Here is a 15,796-nt window from a genome sequence, read left to right as displayed (position 1 = left end):
CCCGGTCAGTAACCCAGCCCACGCGGTCCGGTGCCGTTCTGAGGGTGATACGGCTGCGGGCCGGCGGTGCGGTGCGAAAATGTGATGGCGACCACGTTAGACCAGTCAGGCCGTTCATGCACGATGTGGACCCCGGTTGACACTAGTCAGCCGGAGGTTCCCGGGCACAGTTCGGCTCAGTTCCCCTGGATGCACTGGCCCGTGGACACGGTGTCCACCATCTCCTCGGCCTCCGTCAGGGCCTGTTCGGCCTCCTCGCCGGTGATGGCGTAGCCCACCTCGATGTCCCCAGTGGCGCGGGCGAAGACGATGCCGGCCACGTCACCGTCCGCGGTCAGCAGTGGTCCACCGGAGCTGCCCAGCTGGACGTCGGCCTCCAGCTGGTAGATGTCCAGCAGCCCGGGCTCGGCACCGTAGACGTTGTTAACGGTCACCTCACCGCGCGCCTGGACCAGTGCCGGATCCATCTGGAAGGGCCCACCCGAGGGATAACCCATGATGTAGCCGGCCTCCTGGTCCGCCAGCTCGGCGCCCACGTCCAGCGCCGGCAGGTCTGCCCCCTCCACGGCGATGACGGCCACGTCCCGTGCCGCGTCGAAGTGCACCACCCGACCGGCGTACACGGCACCGTCCGCGGACTCGACCGAGGGTTCGGTCAGACCGGAGACCACGTGGGCGTTGGTGATCACCCGGTCGGGGGCCACCGCGAAGCCTGATCCGGTCTGGTTCTGCCCGCAGACCAGGGCGGTTCCGGAGATGCGCACCACGGAGGCACGCGCTTCCTGCAGCGCCCGTCCCGGTGCTGGGGTGGATGCCGCGGTTGCCGGGGTCTCCGTGGTGACGGGCTCGGGCAGCACCGGCACCACGTCGGTCCCCGCGACGGCGGCACGCACCCGGGCGACCAGCGACTTGGCCGATTCGGGTGCCGCGTCGTTGATCGTGGTGATGACCCGGGATTCGGAGATCGCCGAGGTCACCGGCGCCAGGCCCATGGAGGACGAGGAGAAGGCCACGAGGGAGATCAGCGCCGCGGCCACGGCCGTATTGGCCACGGCACCGCCCAGCCGGTCCACCGTCCGCAGCGCCGGCAGGGCCATGCGGAGGCGGATGGCGCGCCCCAGGGCCGCGCCGATCCCCTGGCCCAGCAACACCAGGATCAGCGCCGCGGCCACGATGGCGAGGATGCGCCAGCCGGGTTCAGTGATCCACGCGGAGACCAGCGGGATGGAGAAGAACGCGGCGATGGCCCCGGCCACCAACCCGACCATGGTCCCGAGGGTCACCAGGAACCCGCGGCGGTAGCCGGCCATCAGGAACACGAACAGGACGACGATCAGGACCCAGTCCAGCACGGTCAGTCCCAAGAACAAGGAGTCTCTCTTCCTGCGTCCGCCCCCGTATACGCGTAGGTTCCCACTTTACCGTTACCATTGCGGCAGATGGGGCAGAATGGATCACACACACTCCCCGCATGTCGCAGATGTCCGGCATGCCAGTCGACAGTGAGGACGAAGGACACATGGATCTCGAGGTACTGCGCAAGGCCCCGCTGTTCACCAACTTGGATGACGAGGTCTTTTCTGCACTGACCTCCGAGCTGACCGAGGTAGAGCTCTCCCGCGGCGCCTCTGCCTTCCATGAGGGTGACCAGGGCGATCAGCTGTATGTCATCATGTCCGGCAAGATCAAGCTGGGCCGCACCGCCCCGGACGGCCGGGAGAACCTGCTGGCCATCCTCGGCCCGGGTGAGGTCTTCGGCGAGATGGCGCTGTTCAACCCCGCCCCGCGCACCGCCACGGCCACGGCCGTGTCCGCCGCCCGCCTGGCCGGATTGCGCCATGACAACCTGCGGAAGGTCATCCAGTCCACCCCTGAGGTCTCCATGCAGCTGCTGCGAGCCCTCGCCCAGCGGCTGTCCAAGACCAACGAGTCCCTGGCCGACCTGGTCTTCTCGGACGTGCCCGGCCGTGTGGCCAAAGCCCTGCTGGACCTGGCGGACCGTTTCGGCCGCCCGGCCAACGACGGCCTGCTCGTGGCCCACGATCTCACCCAGGAAGAGCTGGCCCAGCTGGTCGGCGCCTCCCGCGAGACGGTCAACAAGGCCCTGGCCGAGTTCGTCCAGCGCGGTTGGATCCGCCTGGAGAACCGTGCGGTCGTGGTGCTGGACCTCCAGCGCCTGCGCCAGCGCTCGCGCTAGTCATTCCGACCGGAACCGAACTCCGGCTGAAACACTGCTGAACCACTGACCTCGAGGGGCCGCCATCGCGGCCCCTCGAGTCGTTTCTGCCGCACAGAGTGCCCCAGCGCCACTCCAGCAGCAGCGGCACTCCAGCAGCGTTTCAGCAACCCTCCAGCAGCGTTCAGGCGCGGGCCCACCGGCCGCCGGGCAGGTCGACGGACAGGCTGAACCCGCCGCCGTCGGCGTCTTCTCCCGGCACCTCCGGCATCCCTGGCGCCACCGATTCCTCCGGGCTGCCGTGCAGCTCCGGCGTGAACTCGGGCACGCCGCCGCGGATGGTGAGATCCATGAGGAACTCCACCGTGGATCCCGCCTCGGCCATCCGCTCAAGCAGCAGTTCCACCGCCGGCACCGTCAGGCGTCCCAGGGTCCGGCCAACGGTCTCCTCCTGGCCGATCGCATCGCCCAGCACGGTGCTGGCCCGTCCGGCCACCACCCACCGGGCCGGCACCCACGCCGACCAGACGCCCTTGCCCTCCATCAGGGAGGTGTCCTGGCCGTGCGGGACCGCCACCGCGAAGTACTGGGTGTCGAAGCGGCGGTGGGAGAAGTACGGGCTGTGCCACCGCCCGACGGCGCGCAGCAGGTCCGTGCGCAGACCGAAGCCGCGGCGGTTCACCAGGTCTGGCAGGGAGAGTTCCTGACGGTCGAGGGCCACGCGGGACTGCATCCACTCTCCGCCACCGGGGTTGGCGACCACGGCGTGTGCGTCCGGCCCGGCCAACAGGATCCCGGTCTCCTCGAACAGCTCGCGGATCGCCCCGGCCAGGTGCCGGCGGGCCACGCGGTGGTCGTCCACCCGGAGCAGCCGGGACCACTGGGCCGGAGTCGGGCCGAACCACGGGCAGTCGTCCTCGTCAGCGGCGTCGAGGGAGCCTCCCGGGAACGCCACCGAGCCCAGGGGAGTCAGTCCGGGCCGGTACCGCAGCAGGGTCTCCACCCCGTTCAGCCCGTCCCGGACCACAGCCACGGAGGAGGCACGACGCGCGGCCCGCGGCCGCCGCTCCCCGTGCACCCACCAGCTGCGAGCCGCCGCATGCTGATCCTCCGGCAGCTCGAAGAGCCGGGACACCAGGGCACGCTCGGGGCGGCGCACCGGGCCGTGGCCGACGGCCAGCCCGGTCCGCGGAGACGTCCGTGCAGAGCCCGGTCCAGAAGTCTGTACAGAAGGGAACCGGGCCGGCGGCGGGGTCAGGGGACGGGACGCCGACGATCCGGCCGGCTGCGGCCGGGGCTCGGAGGGTGACGCGGGTGACGAGGCCATGGTGCGGCGCGGGGCCGGCGCGGTCAGCGGAACCGGACGGTCATCTCGACCTCGACCGGCGAGTCCAGCGGCAGCACAGCCACCCCGACGGCGGAGCGGGCATGGACGCCTGCGTCGCCGAAGACACGGCCCAGCAGTTCCGAGGCGCCGTTGACGACCTGGGGCTGGGCGGTGAAGGACGGATCGGAGGAGACGAAGCCGACGACCTTGACGACCTGTTCGATGCGGTCGAGGTCGCCGATGACGGACTTCACGGCCGCAAGGGCGTTGACCGCACAGAGAGAGGCGAGCTCGGCCGCCTCCTCCAGGTCAACCTCGGCACCGACCTTGCCGGTGGCCGGCAGCTGGCCGCCCTGGAACGGCAACTGGCCGGACGTGTGCACCAGGTTCCCCTCGATGACGGCCGGGACATAGGCGGCCACGGGGGCTACCACCGGGGGCAGGGTCAGGCCGAGCTCGGCCAGCCGCGCCTCAATGGTCCCGGAAGTCGAGCCGCCGGAGCCGGAGGAAGCCGGCCCGTTCACTGCTTCGGACGCTTCAGGTAGGCCACGGACCCGCCTTCGGGACCGGTGACGATGGAGACCAATTCCCACCCCTCGGAACCATGCATGTCCAGCACCTGCTTGGGCGTGTGGAGGGGCAGCGGCGTGATGAGGTATTCCCAGGTTGTCATGGACCCACCCTAGCCGCAGGGATGCCCGTTCCCTCAGGTCCGTCACGGAGGGAGATCCGGCCGGTAGAATCATGACCATGGCCAATCGCAAGTCCCCCTTCTTCGACACTGCCACCACGCTGGGCAAAATCGTCGCCTTCCTCGGTGTCAGTGCGCTGTGCGGCGTGCTTGCGGCCGGCCTGATGCTGCCGATGGCCGCCGTGGGCGGGGCCACGGCCACCGCCGGCGGGGAGATGCTGGACCAGTTGCCCGCCGAGCTGAAGGAGGAGCCGCTCTCGGTGCCCTCCCGCGTCCTGGACAAGGACGGCAACGTGCTGGCCACCTTCTATGCCGAGAACCGCGTCCCGGTCGAGTTGGACCAGATCTCCCAGAACATGCAGGACGCCATCATCTCGATCGAGGATGAGCGCTTCTACGAGCACGGCGGCGTGGATGCCCGCGGCCTGACCCGTGCCCTGATCAACAACGCCACCTCTGACTCGACCCAGGGCGCCTCCACCATCACACAGCAGTACGTGAACAACGTGCTGGTCAACGCGCAGTACCTGAACAACGAGCGCACCACGATCTCCGGCACCAAGACCGTGGCGGACAAGCTGCGCGAGATGAAGCTGGCCGTGGCCGTGGAGAAGGAGATGTCCAAGGATGAGATCCTCGAGGGCTACCTCAACATCGTGCTCTTCTCCGGCCGCGTGTACGGCGTTGAGGCCGCCGCACGCTACTTCTTCAACAAGACCGCCGCGGAACTGACCGTGCCCGAGTCCGCCATGCTCGCCGGCATGGTGCAGTCCCCCAACGGCTACAACCCGGTCAACAACCCGGAGGGCGCCACCGAGCGCCGTAACACCGTGCTCGGGGCGATGCTCGGCAACGAGGTCATCACCCAGGAGGAGTATGACGAGGCCGTGGCCTCCGATCTCGGCCTGGACGTCACCCCGCTGGCCTCCGGCTGCATGTCCGCCGACTACGGCAACTACTTCTGCGACTACGTCCAGCGCACCATCCTGACGTCCGAGGCCTTCGGCCCGGACGCCGAGTCGCGCCAGCGCCTGCTGGACCGCGGCGGCCTGCAGATCACCACCACCCTGGACTCCAACCTCCAGCAGGAGGCCGAACGTGCCGCGCGGGAGAACGCCCCGTACACCGAGTTCGGCGAGAACGACGCCGTGGGCGCCTCCCTCGTCACGGTGGAGCCGGGCACAGGCAACGTCCGGGCCATGGCCCAGAACACCACCTACGATCCAGCCGCCGAGGGCGATCAGAACACCACCATCAACTTCAGCGTGGACCGTCCCATGGGCGGCGGTGCAGGTTTCCAGGCCGGCTCCACGATGAAGCCCTTCACCTTCCTGTCCTGGATTGAGTCCGGACACTCGATGACGGACACGCTCGACGCCCGGACCAACACCTACCCGAACCGGACCCAGTTCCAGGGCTCCTGTGGCCAGTCCGGGACCATTCCCCTGCTGCTGGATCGCCCGGCCTGGACCGTCCGCAACGCCATCGCGAACATGAACAAGCCAATGCGCGCCGACTACGGGCTGTATTGGTCCATCAACACGGCCACGGTGGCCGCCGCCTACGCCCAGGACCTCTGCGGCATCACGGACCTGATGGGCCGCGTCGGCATCCAGAACGCCGGTACCGGCGAGGCCATCAACCCGCTGAACCCGTCCTTCGTCCTGGGCTCGGAAGAGGTCTCGCCCCTGATGATGGCCGCCGCCTACGCGACCTTCGCGGACGACGGCAACTACTGTGAGCCCCGCGTCATCTCCGAGGTCACGGACACCCGCGGCAACTCCTATCAAGTGCCTCCGGTGGACTGCGAGAAGGTCGCCGACACCCAGCACGTCGCGGAGCTGAACAACACGCTCAAGGCCATCGCCTCGGAGCGCATCGCCCAGGACATCACCTTCCCGATCGCGGGCAAGACCGGAACGAACAACTCCTCGTCCTCCACCTGGTTCATCGGCACCACCACCGGCCTGACCACCGCCTCCTGGGTGGGCAACTTCCGCGACCTGGACACCCTGGAAGGAGAGACCATCGGCGGCGTCACCTATGACGACGTGTGGGGCTCCATCATCGCCGGACCCATGTGGGCCGACTACATGGGGACGGTGGCCGAGGCCTACCCCACGGACGAGTTCACGGCCTATGACGGCCCGGCCTCCGATCCCCGGACCATGGGCTCCCGCGAGGGCGGAGAGACCATCCGGGTGGACGGACGTCCCGGCCCCCAGCCGTACTACGATCCGGACGCCGTCGTCTCGACCGAGGACTGAGGCGCTCATGGGAAAAGCACCGGTGAGGGCAGCGCGCCGGGCGACCGGCCGGCGTCGGGCACAGTGGGTCTCCGCCGCGAAGGCGGCCGCGGTGGCGACCGGCACCGTAGCGGCGACCGGTGCCGGCATGGTGGCCTGGGGTGCGCTCGTGGAGGCCCGCAACTTCGCGGTGCGCACCGAGCAGCTGCGCATCCTGCCGCCGGGCGCGCGCCCGTTCCGGATCCTGCACCTTTCGGACATCCACCTCATTCCGTCCCAGCAGGACAAACTCGATTGGCTCTCCGGCCTGGCTGACCTGAAGCCGGACCTGGTGGTCAACACCGGGGACAACATCGGCGCGGCCGCGTCCGTGGCCCCGTTGCTCCGGGCCCTGGATCCACTGCTGGACGTGCCCGGGGTCTTCGTCCCGGGCTCCAATGACTACTACGCGCCGAAGCCGGCCAACCCCCTGCGCTATCTGGCCGGGCCGTCCCGGCAGGACCCGAACCGGACCGAGCTGCCGTGGGAGGACCTGTTCGACGCCTTCGAGGCCCGGGGCTGGCTCAACCTGTCCAACCAGCGCTTCTCCCGGGTACTCCACAGGATCCGCCTGGACTTCGCCGGCACGGACGACCCGCACCTCGGCCTGGACGCGTGGCCCGGCTTTCCCGGGGCTGGCGCCGGACCGGCCCGCTCCCTGCGGATCGGCGTCACCCACGCGCCCTACCGACGGGTGCTGGATGCCATGACCGACGGCGGCGCTGACGTGATCCTGGCCGGCCACACCCACGGGGGCCAGATCTGCGTGCCCGGGTTCGGCGCGCTCGTCACCAATTGCGACCTGCCGACCTGGCAGGCCTCCGGCCTGACCGAGTGGTCCTCCGGCGGGCGGACCGTACCGCTCGAAGTGTCCGCCGGCATCGGCACCTCGCCCAAGGCCCCCGTCCGCTTCGCGTGCCGCCCGGAGGCCGTCGTGCTGGACGTGGTCTCCCCCGCCTGACCCGCTCCGGCGGTCCCGGACGTCCCGAGCCTTCAAAGGGATCTTTCAGAACGTCCGCCGCGACCGTAGGATGGTGGATCGCCGCGTCCCTTGATGCCGGTCACGTGTCCTTGTCTGGAGGGGTTGCCTTGTCCACGCCTGCCCGCACCGATTCACCGCGTGGCACGCCGGGCCGGGGTCACACGGATGGACGCGGCCGGGTTGGTCGCCTGAATGACCCTGGCCTGGGCAACCGGGAGGGGTCCATCCTCGAGGCCATCCGCCGCCTCTCCCCCTACCTGGACGGCATCCGTTGGCGCTGGGTCGCCGGGCTCGTCTCGGCCATGCTGGCCGGGCTGGTCGCCCTGTCCATCCCGCAGGTCATCCAGCAGCTGGTGAACTCCGTACTGCATCCCGGCGGATCCCCGGCGGACGTGTGGGGTGCCGTCTGGCTCATGGCCGGGCTGGGCATCGCCGAGGGACTGCTGATCTTCGGCCGCCGCTTCTTCATCCTGCCGCCCGCCGCCGGGGTGGAGAACCGAGCCCGCGTCGCCCTGTTCACCCGCCTGCAGCGGTTGCCGGTCTCCTTCCACGACTCCTGGCCCTCCGGGCAGCTACTCTCCCGCTCGGTCGGGGACCTGTCCCTGCTGCGCCGCTGGATCGCCTTCGGCACGGTGATGTTCGTGGTCTCGATCGTCACGATCGTGGTCGGCATCATCCTGCTGTTCAACTCCTCCTGGATCCTCGGGCTGATCTACCTGGCCGGCGCCGTGCCGATCATGTGGCGCTCCTTCTACTTCCGCAACGACTTCCGGAGCGCGTCCCGCCTCTCCCAGGACCAGGCCGGTGACCTCGCCACCACCGTGGAGGAGTCCGTCCACGGCATCCGCGTGCTCAAGGCCTTCGGCCGGGGCGGAGAGGCCCTGGAGGGGTTCCGCGGCCAGGCGGACACCTTGCGCGGCACGGAGGTCCGCAAGGCCACGGTGCTCTCCCAGTTCATCGCCCTGATCGTCGCCCTGCCGGAGACCGTCATCGGCATCTCGCTGGCCGCCGGCGTCTACCTCGTCGCCTCCGGGGAGCTCACCGTGGGCGCCCTCGCCGGCTTCTTCGCCACGACGGCGGTGCTCGCCGGCCCGGTTGAATCCGTCGGTCAGCTGATGGGCATGTCCCTGTCCGCGAAGACCGCCATCGACCGCCACGTCGAGGTCATGGACACCGCAGTTGATATTGCCGACCCCATCGCGGGTCCGGCCGTTGGTGCCGGTCCCGACTCCGGTGCTGGATCTGGATCTGGATCTGGTTCGAGCCTCGCCTTCGAGGGGGTCGGCTTCCGCTATCCGGATGCCACCGCGGATGCGGAACCGATCCTGCGGGACGTGACCCTGCGCCTCGAGCCCGGCGAAACGATGGCCCTGGTCGGGCTGACCGGGTCCGGCAAGTCGACCCTCGTCCAGATGGTCCCGCGGCTCTACGACGCCACCTCCGGGCGTGTGCTGGTGGACGGGGTGGACGTCAGGGACTACGCGCTGCAGGACCTGCGGCGCACGGTGTCCATCGCCTTCGAGGACGCGACCCTGTTCTCCGACTCGATCCGCAACAACGTGCTGCTGGGAGCCCCAGCGGAGATCGCCGGCCCGAACGCTGCCGATCCGCAGGCCGCCGAGGACCTGCTGGATCTGGCCCTGGACACCGCCCAGGCCCAGTTCGCCTACGCCATGCCCGAGGGCGTGGACACCCAGATCGGCGAGGAGGGGCTGAGCCTGTCCGGCGGGCAGCGCCAGCGCATCGCCCTGGCCCGCGCCATCGCCGCTCAACCGGAGATCCTCGTCCTGGACGACCCGCTGTCCGCGCTGGACGTCCGCACCGAGGAGGTGGTCACACAGCGGTTGCGCGCCGTCCTGGCCGGGACCACCACCCTGATCGTGGCCCACCGGCCCTCCACCGTGGCCCTCGCAGACCGCGTGGCGGTGCTCCATGACGGGGCGATCCAGGACGTCGGCACGCACGCCGAGCTGCTGGGCCGGTCAGCGGGATACCGCTTCATCATCTCCAGCTTCGAGGAGGACAAGTCCATTGAGTCCGTCATGGATTCCGGGGTGATCACCGGGATGACGCCGGTGGTGGCCGTGGACGATGCGTCCGGCAGTGGCAGTGAAGGAGACCGACCATGAGCCGCGCGGACCGGACTCAGCGCCGCGGCCGTCAGGCGGTCAACTCCTCCGCCCCCGGTGAGGACCAGCGGCCCGATCCGACGTTGCTGGGCACCCAGGGCGAGGAGCGCCTGGACCTCAGCGTCCAGGAACGGAAGTACGTCAGGGCACGATCCTGGACCCTGCTCAAGGACCTGGCCCGGCCGGTGAAGTGGAAGCTCATCCTGACGGCCGTGCTCGTGGTGATCTCGAACGCCGCTCGCGCGTCGTTCCCGCTGATCATCGCGTGGGGCATCGACTGGGGGCTGCCGCAGGTCGTCTCCACGCTGGAGGCCGGGGGCTCCGCGGCGCCCGTGGTGGCCGCCGTCGGGGGCACCTATGTGGGAGCCGCGCTGACCGCGGGGCTGCTGCTGGGCACCTACACGTGGCTGACCGCCCGGGTGAGCCAGGCGATGCTGCTGGACCTGCGCGTGTGGGTGTTCCGGCACACGCAACGGCTCAGCCTCGAGTTCCACGAGAAGTACACCTCCGGGCGGGTGATCTCCCGGCAGACCTCGGACCTGGACTCGCTGCGCGAACTGCTGGACCAGGGCGTGTCCTCCCTCGTGTCCGGCCTGATGTTCATGCTGTTCACGGGCATCTCGATCGTCGTCCTCGACTGGCGTTCGGCGCTGATCCTGCTGGTGGCGTTCATCCCGGTGGCGATCGCGGTGCGCTGGTACCAGGTACGTTCCGAGGCGGTCTACCGGGAGTCGCGGGTGTCCTCCGCCCGGATGATCGTGAACTTCGTGGAGACCATGACCGGCATCCGCGCCGTGCAGGCCTTTCGCAAGGAACGCGCCAATGACCGGACGTACGAGACGCTGGCCGGCAAGTACCGCGATGACATGGTGAAGTCCCTGAACCTCTTCGGCATCCTGCAGCCGACGCTGGTGATCACCGGGAACCTGACCGTGGTGGCCATGCTGCTCTTCGGCGGGTTCCGGGTGCTGGACGGCACCCTGGCCGTGGGCGTGCTCGTGGCGCTGCTGCTGGCCGGCAAGCGCGTGTTCCAGCCGATGGAGCAGGTCGCCATGTTCTACTCCTCCTTCCAGTCCGCCACGGCAGCGCTGGAGAAGGTGTCCGGGCTGCTGGAGGAGGCGCCCACCGTGCGGGAGGCCGAGCAGCCGGTACCCCTGCCGGAGGCCGCCGGACGGATCGAGTTCACGGATGCCGAGTTCGGCTATGGGGACGGCCAGGTGATCCTGCCGCGCTTCGACCTGACGATTCCCGCGGGCCAGACGGTGGCCGTGGTCGGCCAGACCGGGGCCGGCAAGTCCACGCTGGTGAAACTGATCGCCCGCTTCTACGACCTCTCCTCCGGGTCCCTGACCCTGGACGGGGTGGAGCTGGACCAGCTCTCCGCGAGCGATCTGCGGCGCAACGTGGTCATGGTGACGCAGGAGGCGTTCCTGTTCTCCGGCTCCGTGGCCGAGAACATCGCCCTGGGCCGGCCGGATGCCTCGGATGCCGAGATCCAGGCCGCGGCGAAGGCCGTGGGGGCCCACGAGTTCATCCTGTCCCTGCCCGAAGGCTACGAGACCGACGTGACCAAGCGCGGCGGACGGCTCTCCGCCGGCCAGCGCCAGCTCGTCTCCTTCGCCCGGGCCTTCCTCGCCGACCCGGCCGTGCTCATCCTGGATGAGGCCACCTCCTCCCTGGACCTGCCCAGCGAGCGGCTCGTTCAGCAGGGGCTGACCCGGTTGCTGGGTGACCGCACCGCGCTGATCATCGCGCACCGGCTGTCCACCGTGGAGATCGCCGACCGCGTGCTCGTGGTGCATGACGGGCGGGTCGTCGAGGACGGCTCCCCCGCCGAGCTGATCGAGGCCGGTGGCCGCTTCGCGGAACTCCATGCGGCGTGGAAGGACTCCCTGGTCGGCTGAGGACACCCTGCTGCCGGGCCACTAGCCTGAAGGCATGACCACGTTGACGCTCAACGACCTGCTGACCCTGGAACACCGGGGGTGGGATGCACTGTGTTCCGCCCGGGGCGGCACCTTCTACGGGGAGTTGATGACCGACGACGCCGTCATGGTGCTCGTCAACGGCATGGTCCTGGACCGGGACACCGTGGCATCAACTCTGGACCAGGCTCCACCGTGGTCCGAGTACCACCTGGATGATGCCCGGCTGGTCCCCACGGGAACAGACGCCGCGGCCCTCGTGTACACGGCCACGGCTTCCCGTACCGGCGACCCGGATCCCTTCACGGCCCTGATGTCCAGCCACTACCGGCTACTCGATGGCCGCATCCGGATGACGCTCTACCAGCAGACGACCATCACCCACTAGACCCCATCGCGCCCTGGGGTGGCTAGGGCGTGAAGGTCTGGCCCGTCAGGGTCTCGTAGGCCTCGATGTAGCGGGCGCGGGTCTTGGCGACGACGTCGGCCGGCAGGGCCGGCGGAGCCTCGCCCGAGTGCCGGTCCCAGCCGGAGTCCGGGCCGGTCAGCCAGTCGCGGACGAACTGCTTGTCGAAGGAGGGCTGGGCGCGGCCCGGCTCATACTGGGCGGCATCCCAGAACCGGGAGGAGTCCGGGGTCAGGACCTCGTCCCCCAGCACGATCCGGCCGGTGGCATCCAGTCCGAACTCCACCTTGGTGTCCGCCAGGATGATCCCGCGTTCCCGGGCGATCGACTCGGCCCGGCGGTACACGTCCAGGGTCAGCTCGCGCAGTCGTTGGGCGGGGGTGTCCCCGATCAACCGGGCCATCTGCTCGAACGTGATGTTCTCGTCGTGCTCGCCCACCTCGGCCTTGGCGGACGGGGTAAAGATGGCCTCATCCAGCTTCGAGCCGTCCACCAGACCCTCCGGCAGCTCGATCCCGGTGACCGTGCCGGACTCCCGGTACTCGGCCAGCCCAGATCCGGTCAGGTAGCCGCGAGCGATGCACTCGACCTCGTACATATCCAGCCGCTGCACCACCATCGCCCGTCCCGCCACGGCCTCCGGCACATCCAGGGACACCACGTGGTGCGGCACCTGCAGCTGCTCGAACCACCACAGGGACAGCTGGGTCAGCACCGCGCCCTTGTCCGGGATCTCGGTCTCCAGCACGAAGTCGTAGGCGCTGATCCGGTCCGAGGCGACCACCAGCAGGTTCGCAGACTGGCCCGACTCCCCCGGCGCCGCATCGACCGGCTCATAGAGGTCCCGGACCTTGCCCGAGTAGACGTGCCGCCAGCCCGGCAGCTCCACGGCCCGGGCGTCGAACCCTTGCGAGAATCCGGCCATCAGCGTGCCTCTCCTTCCGGGAGCGTGATCTCGCCGCGCTCGGCCTTGAGCCCGATGTCGGTGCGGTGCTGCGATCCCTCCAGGGAGATCAGGTCCACCCCCGCGTAGGCGCGGGCCCGCGCTGCGGCCAAGTCTTCCCCGAGCCCGACGACGGCCAGCACCCGGCCGCCGGAGGCGACCAGTCCGCCGTCGTCCGCCTGGGCGGTGCCCGCGTGCAGGACCGAGACGTCCTCCAGCGCGTCCGCCTCGGCGACGCCAGCCAGCGTCCCGCCCTTGAGGGGGGATTCCGGGTAGCCGGCGGCGGCCACCACCACGTCCACGGCGTACTCGTCCGACCAGTCCAGCTCCTGCAGCCCGGCCAGGCAGCCCGTGGCGGCGTCCATCAGGAAGCGGCCGAAGGGGGTCCGCAGCCGGGCCAGCACGGCCTGCGTCTCCGGGTCGCCGAAGCGCACGTTGAACTCGATGACGCGCAGGCCGCGGCTCGTCAGGGCCAGGCCGCAGTACAGCACGCCGGCGAAGGGGGTGCCGCGGTCCGCCATGGTGGCGATGACGGGGCGGGCCACGGCCTCCATGACCTCGTCCACGAAGCCGTCTGGCAACCAGTCGAGCGGGGTGTAGGCGCCCATGCCGCCGGTGTTCGGGCCGGCGTCGCCGTTGCCGATGCGCTTGAAGTCCTGCGCCGGGACCAGGGGGACCGCGTTGGTGCCGTCCGAGATGACGAAGAGGGAGACCTCGGGGCCGTCCAGGAACTCCTCGATGACCACGGTGCCGTTGACGTCGAAGCAGGACCGGGCGTGCTCGAGGGCCTCGGCCCGGTCCGAGGTGACCACCACGCCCTTGCCGGCGGCCAGCCCGTCGTCCTTGACCACGTAGGGGGCGCCGAACGCATCCAGGGCGGTCTCGGCCTCCGCGACCGTGGAGCAGGTGTGGGCGGCGGCGGTGGGGACGCCGGCCTGGGCCATGACGTCCTTCGCGAAGGACTTGGAGGCCTCCAGCTCGGCAGCGGCCTTGGAGGGGCCGAAGACGGTGAACCCGGCCTGCCGCAGGGCGTCGGAGACGCCGGCCGCCAGCGGGGCCTCGGGTCCCACCACCACCAGGTCCGCGTTGAGCTCACCGGCCAGGACGGTGACCCCGGTGACGTCAGTGGCATCCACGGCATGCACCGGGACGTCGAGGGCGATGCCCGCGTTGCCCGGGGCCGCATGGACCTCCTGGACTTCAGGGTCCAGCTGCAGGGCGCGGATGATGGCGTGTTCGCGGCCGCCGGAGCCGAGGACGAGGATCTTCACGGTGCCCAAGCCTAGACCGTCCGGGCCGTCCCGGCGCGCGTGTGTGCGCCCGGCCCGGCCGTACCGGTCCGTACGATGGGCTCCATGACGTCCAACCACCCCGGGCCCGACGACGGCCGGCACCTTCCCGAGCACCGTGGCCGCCACGAGGGACAGGACCCGTCCGGCCAGGAGTACGGGCAGCAGCAGTACGGCCACCCGTACGGCCGCGCGCCCCGTCTCACCGGCTCCGGTGGCTCCGGAAACCTCTTGCGCACCGTCTACACCTTCGTGATCGTCTGGCTGACTTGCGCCGTGATCATGTGGTTCGGGACCCGGATGCTCGGCTTCGAACGCGGTGACCTGGGCGCTGCCGTGGTCTCCCTCATCGTCTCCCTGGCCGCAGCCGTGTCCGTGACCGTCTGGGCCGCCCGCCGGCGGCCGCTGAGGCGGCGCCCGCCGGTCCTCTGATCCGCCCTTTCTCCGCCAGTTTCCGTCCAGTTTCCCGCCAGGGTTCTCAGCGTTGGCTCATGCGTTCCTCATCTGGGGCTCATGCTCCTCAAGCACGATGAGCGCATGTCCTTCACGAACAGCATGACTACCATGCCCGGTGCGTCCGGCACCACGCCCGGCGTTTTCGCCCAGCAGGACGCCGCAGAACTGGTCCACCTGACCCGCAATGGGCAGGTGGAGTCCCGCCACAGTGGCGCCGCCGTGGTCACCGGCCCGGATGGCGGCGTATTGGCCACACTGGGTCCGGCCGACGCCGTGGTGTTCGGCCGCTCGGCCCTCAAGCCGCTGCAGGCCATCGCCTCCCTGCGCCTCGGTGCCCCGCTGGAGAGCCGCCACATCGCCATCGCCGCTGGCTCCCACCGCGGCTCCTCCCGCCACCGCGCCCTGGTCCGGGAGATCCTGACCGCGGCCGGCCTCGACAAGACGGCGCTGCAGTGTCCGCGCGCCTGGCCCAAGGACCGCCGCGAGCTGCTGAAGATGGCCGCCCGCACCCGGCGCCCGGACGGCCCCCGCCCGAACCGCCTGGCCTTCAATTGCTCCGGCAAGCACGCCGCCTGGCTGTCCGCCTGCGTGGCCGCCGGCCTGGAGACCGAGAACTACCTGGAACCGGACCATCCACTGCAGCGGGAGGTGCTCCGGGTGATCGAGGACTACTGCGGCACGGAACCGGTGCACGTCGGTGTGGACGGCTGCGGCGGCCCGGCCCCACGGTTGGCCCTGGCCGGGCTGGCGCGCGGGTTCGGCCGGGTCGCTTCCGCCCCCGAACGGGCCGCCCAGGGGTTGCCAATCGACGACCATGCCATCCAGGTGGCCGTCTCCATGCTCCGCCACCCGTGGGCGGTCCAGGGCAGGAACAGCTCGAACACCCGGATCATGCGTGAACTCGGCCTGCTGGCCAAGTCCGGGGCGGACGGCATCCTGGTGGTGGCGGCACCGGACGGTACCGCCGTGGCGGTCAAGACCCTGGACGGTGCCTCCCGGGCCAACAACCTCGTGGCACTCAACCTCCTGGCCCACTTCGCCCCGGATCAGGTGGACCTGCCGGCGCTGCGGAACGTCCTCGACGCCGTGACACCGACGGTCCTCGGCCGCGGCCAGCCGGTCGGCCGCGCCGAACTCGCGGATCCGGTGCTTGAGGTGCTCTCCGCCTGAAGTAGTGACAAGCTAGT

The 15,796-nt window shown here is 70.0% G+C and carries 14 protein-coding genes; 8 read left to right on the top strand and 6 right to left on the bottom strand.

The window, feature by feature from the left end; all coding sequences use genetic code 11:
• Positions 1–176 precede the first annotated feature (176 nt).
• On the bottom strand, positions 177–1,370 hold the full coding sequence (locus IEX49_RS09305) for a MarP family serine protease (protein ID WP_188805905.1): 1,194 nt from the start codon (positions 1,368–1,370) through the stop codon (positions 177–179).
• Between the two features lie 149 nt (positions 1,371–1,519).
• Here IEX49_RS09305 and IEX49_RS09300 point away from each other — a divergent pair, with 149 nt between their 5' ends.
• Positions 1,520–2,197 carry a Crp/Fnr family transcriptional regulator gene (locus IEX49_RS09300; RefSeq protein ID WP_115933361.1) on the top strand — a complete coding sequence of 226 codons (678 nt, stop codon included), beginning with the start codon at positions 1,520–1,522 and terminating at the stop codon, positions 2,195–2,197.
• A gap of 163 nt (positions 2,198–2,360) precedes the next feature.
• Here IEX49_RS09300 and IEX49_RS09295 read toward each other — a convergent pair whose 3' ends face one another.
• From IEX49_RS09295 to sp36, 3 genes are all read right to left on the bottom strand, one after another.
• On the bottom strand, positions 2,361–3,335 hold the full coding sequence (locus IEX49_RS09295) for an NUDIX hydrolase (protein ID WP_188805904.1): 975 nt from the start codon (positions 3,333–3,335) through the stop codon (positions 2,361–2,363).
• Between the two features lie 191 nt (positions 3,336–3,526).
• Positions 3,527–4,027: a RidA family protein gene (locus IEX49_RS09290; protein ID WP_188805903.1), complete on the bottom strand. Its 501-nt coding sequence runs from the start codon at positions 4,025–4,027 to the stop codon at positions 3,527–3,529.
• Positions 4,024–4,176 carry a Sp36 family protein gene (sp36, locus tag IEX49_RS09285; protein WP_188805902.1) on the bottom strand — a complete coding sequence of 51 codons (153 nt, stop codon included), beginning with the start codon at positions 4,174–4,176 and terminating at the stop codon, positions 4,024–4,026. Before sp36 ends, IEX49_RS09290 begins: the two co-directional genes overlap by 4 nt.
• Positions 4,177–4,253: 77 nt before the next feature.
• Here sp36 and IEX49_RS09280 point away from each other — a divergent pair, with 77 nt between their 5' ends.
• The 5 genes from IEX49_RS09280 to IEX49_RS09260 all read left to right on the top strand — a co-directional run bounded on the left by IEX49_RS09280 (position 4,254) and on the right by IEX49_RS09260 (position 11,903).
• Positions 4,254–6,461 carry a transglycosylase domain-containing protein gene (locus IEX49_RS09280; RefSeq protein ID WP_188805901.1) on the top strand — a complete coding sequence of 736 codons (2,208 nt, stop codon included), beginning with the start codon at positions 4,254–4,256 and terminating at the stop codon, positions 6,459–6,461.
• A 7-nt stretch (positions 6,462–6,468) separates the two neighbouring features.
• On the top strand, positions 6,469–7,440 hold the full coding sequence (locus IEX49_RS09275) for a metallophosphoesterase (protein WP_188805900.1): 972 nt from the start codon (positions 6,469–6,471) through the stop codon (positions 7,438–7,440).
• Between the two features lie 224 nt (positions 7,441–7,664).
• The gene (locus IEX49_RS09270) at positions 7,665–9,590 is read left to right on the top strand and encodes an ABC transporter ATP-binding protein (protein ID WP_188806128.1); all 1,926 of its coding nucleotides are present in this window, start codon (positions 7,665–7,667) and stop codon (positions 9,588–9,590) included.
• A complete protein-coding gene (locus IEX49_RS09265) occupies positions 9,587–11,494 on the top strand; it encodes an ABC transporter ATP-binding protein (protein WP_188805899.1) in 1,908 nt (635 codons plus the stop codon). Before IEX49_RS09270 ends, IEX49_RS09265 begins: the two co-directional genes overlap by 4 nt.
• A gap of 34 nt (positions 11,495–11,528) precedes the next feature.
• Complete coding sequence (locus IEX49_RS09260) at positions 11,529–11,903, top strand: nuclear transport factor 2 family protein (protein ID WP_188805898.1); 375 nt, start codon at positions 11,529–11,531, stop codon at positions 11,901–11,903.
• A gap of 22 nt (positions 11,904–11,925) precedes the next feature.
• Here the strand turns inward: IEX49_RS09260 and IEX49_RS09255 are convergent, their stop codons facing one another.
• Both IEX49_RS09255 and purD read right to left on the bottom strand, forming a co-directional pair.
• Entirely contained in the window at positions 11,926–12,846 is a 921-nt protein-coding gene (locus IEX49_RS09255; RefSeq protein WP_188805897.1) for a phosphoribosylaminoimidazolesuccinocarboxamide synthase, read from the bottom strand.
• Positions 12,846–14,135, bottom strand: a complete 1,290-nt coding sequence (gene purD, locus IEX49_RS09250) for a phosphoribosylamine--glycine ligase (RefSeq protein ID WP_188805896.1) — start codon at positions 14,133–14,135, stop codon at positions 12,846–12,848. Before purD ends, IEX49_RS09255 begins: the two co-directional genes overlap by 1 nt.
• Positions 14,136–14,219: 84 nt before the next feature.
• Here purD and IEX49_RS09245 point away from each other — a divergent pair, with 84 nt between their 5' ends.
• Positions 14,220–14,585, top strand: coding sequence for a hypothetical protein (locus IEX49_RS09245; RefSeq protein WP_188805895.1), 366 nt, complete (start codon positions 14,220–14,222; stop codon positions 14,583–14,585).
• A gap of 123 nt (positions 14,586–14,708) precedes the next feature.
• Positions 14,709–15,779: an asparaginase gene (locus tag IEX49_RS09240; RefSeq protein WP_229672493.1), complete on the top strand. Its 1,071-nt coding sequence runs from the start codon at positions 14,709–14,711 to the stop codon at positions 15,777–15,779.
• Positions 15,780–15,796: the final 17 nt, after the last annotated feature.

The organism is Citricoccus zhacaiensis (genome assembly GCF_014645315.1).
GTDB classification, from domain to species: domain Bacteria; phylum Actinomycetota; class Actinomycetes; order Actinomycetales; family Micrococcaceae; genus Citricoccus; species Citricoccus zhacaiensis.
This window is presented reverse-complemented; position numbering and strand designations above follow the sequence as displayed.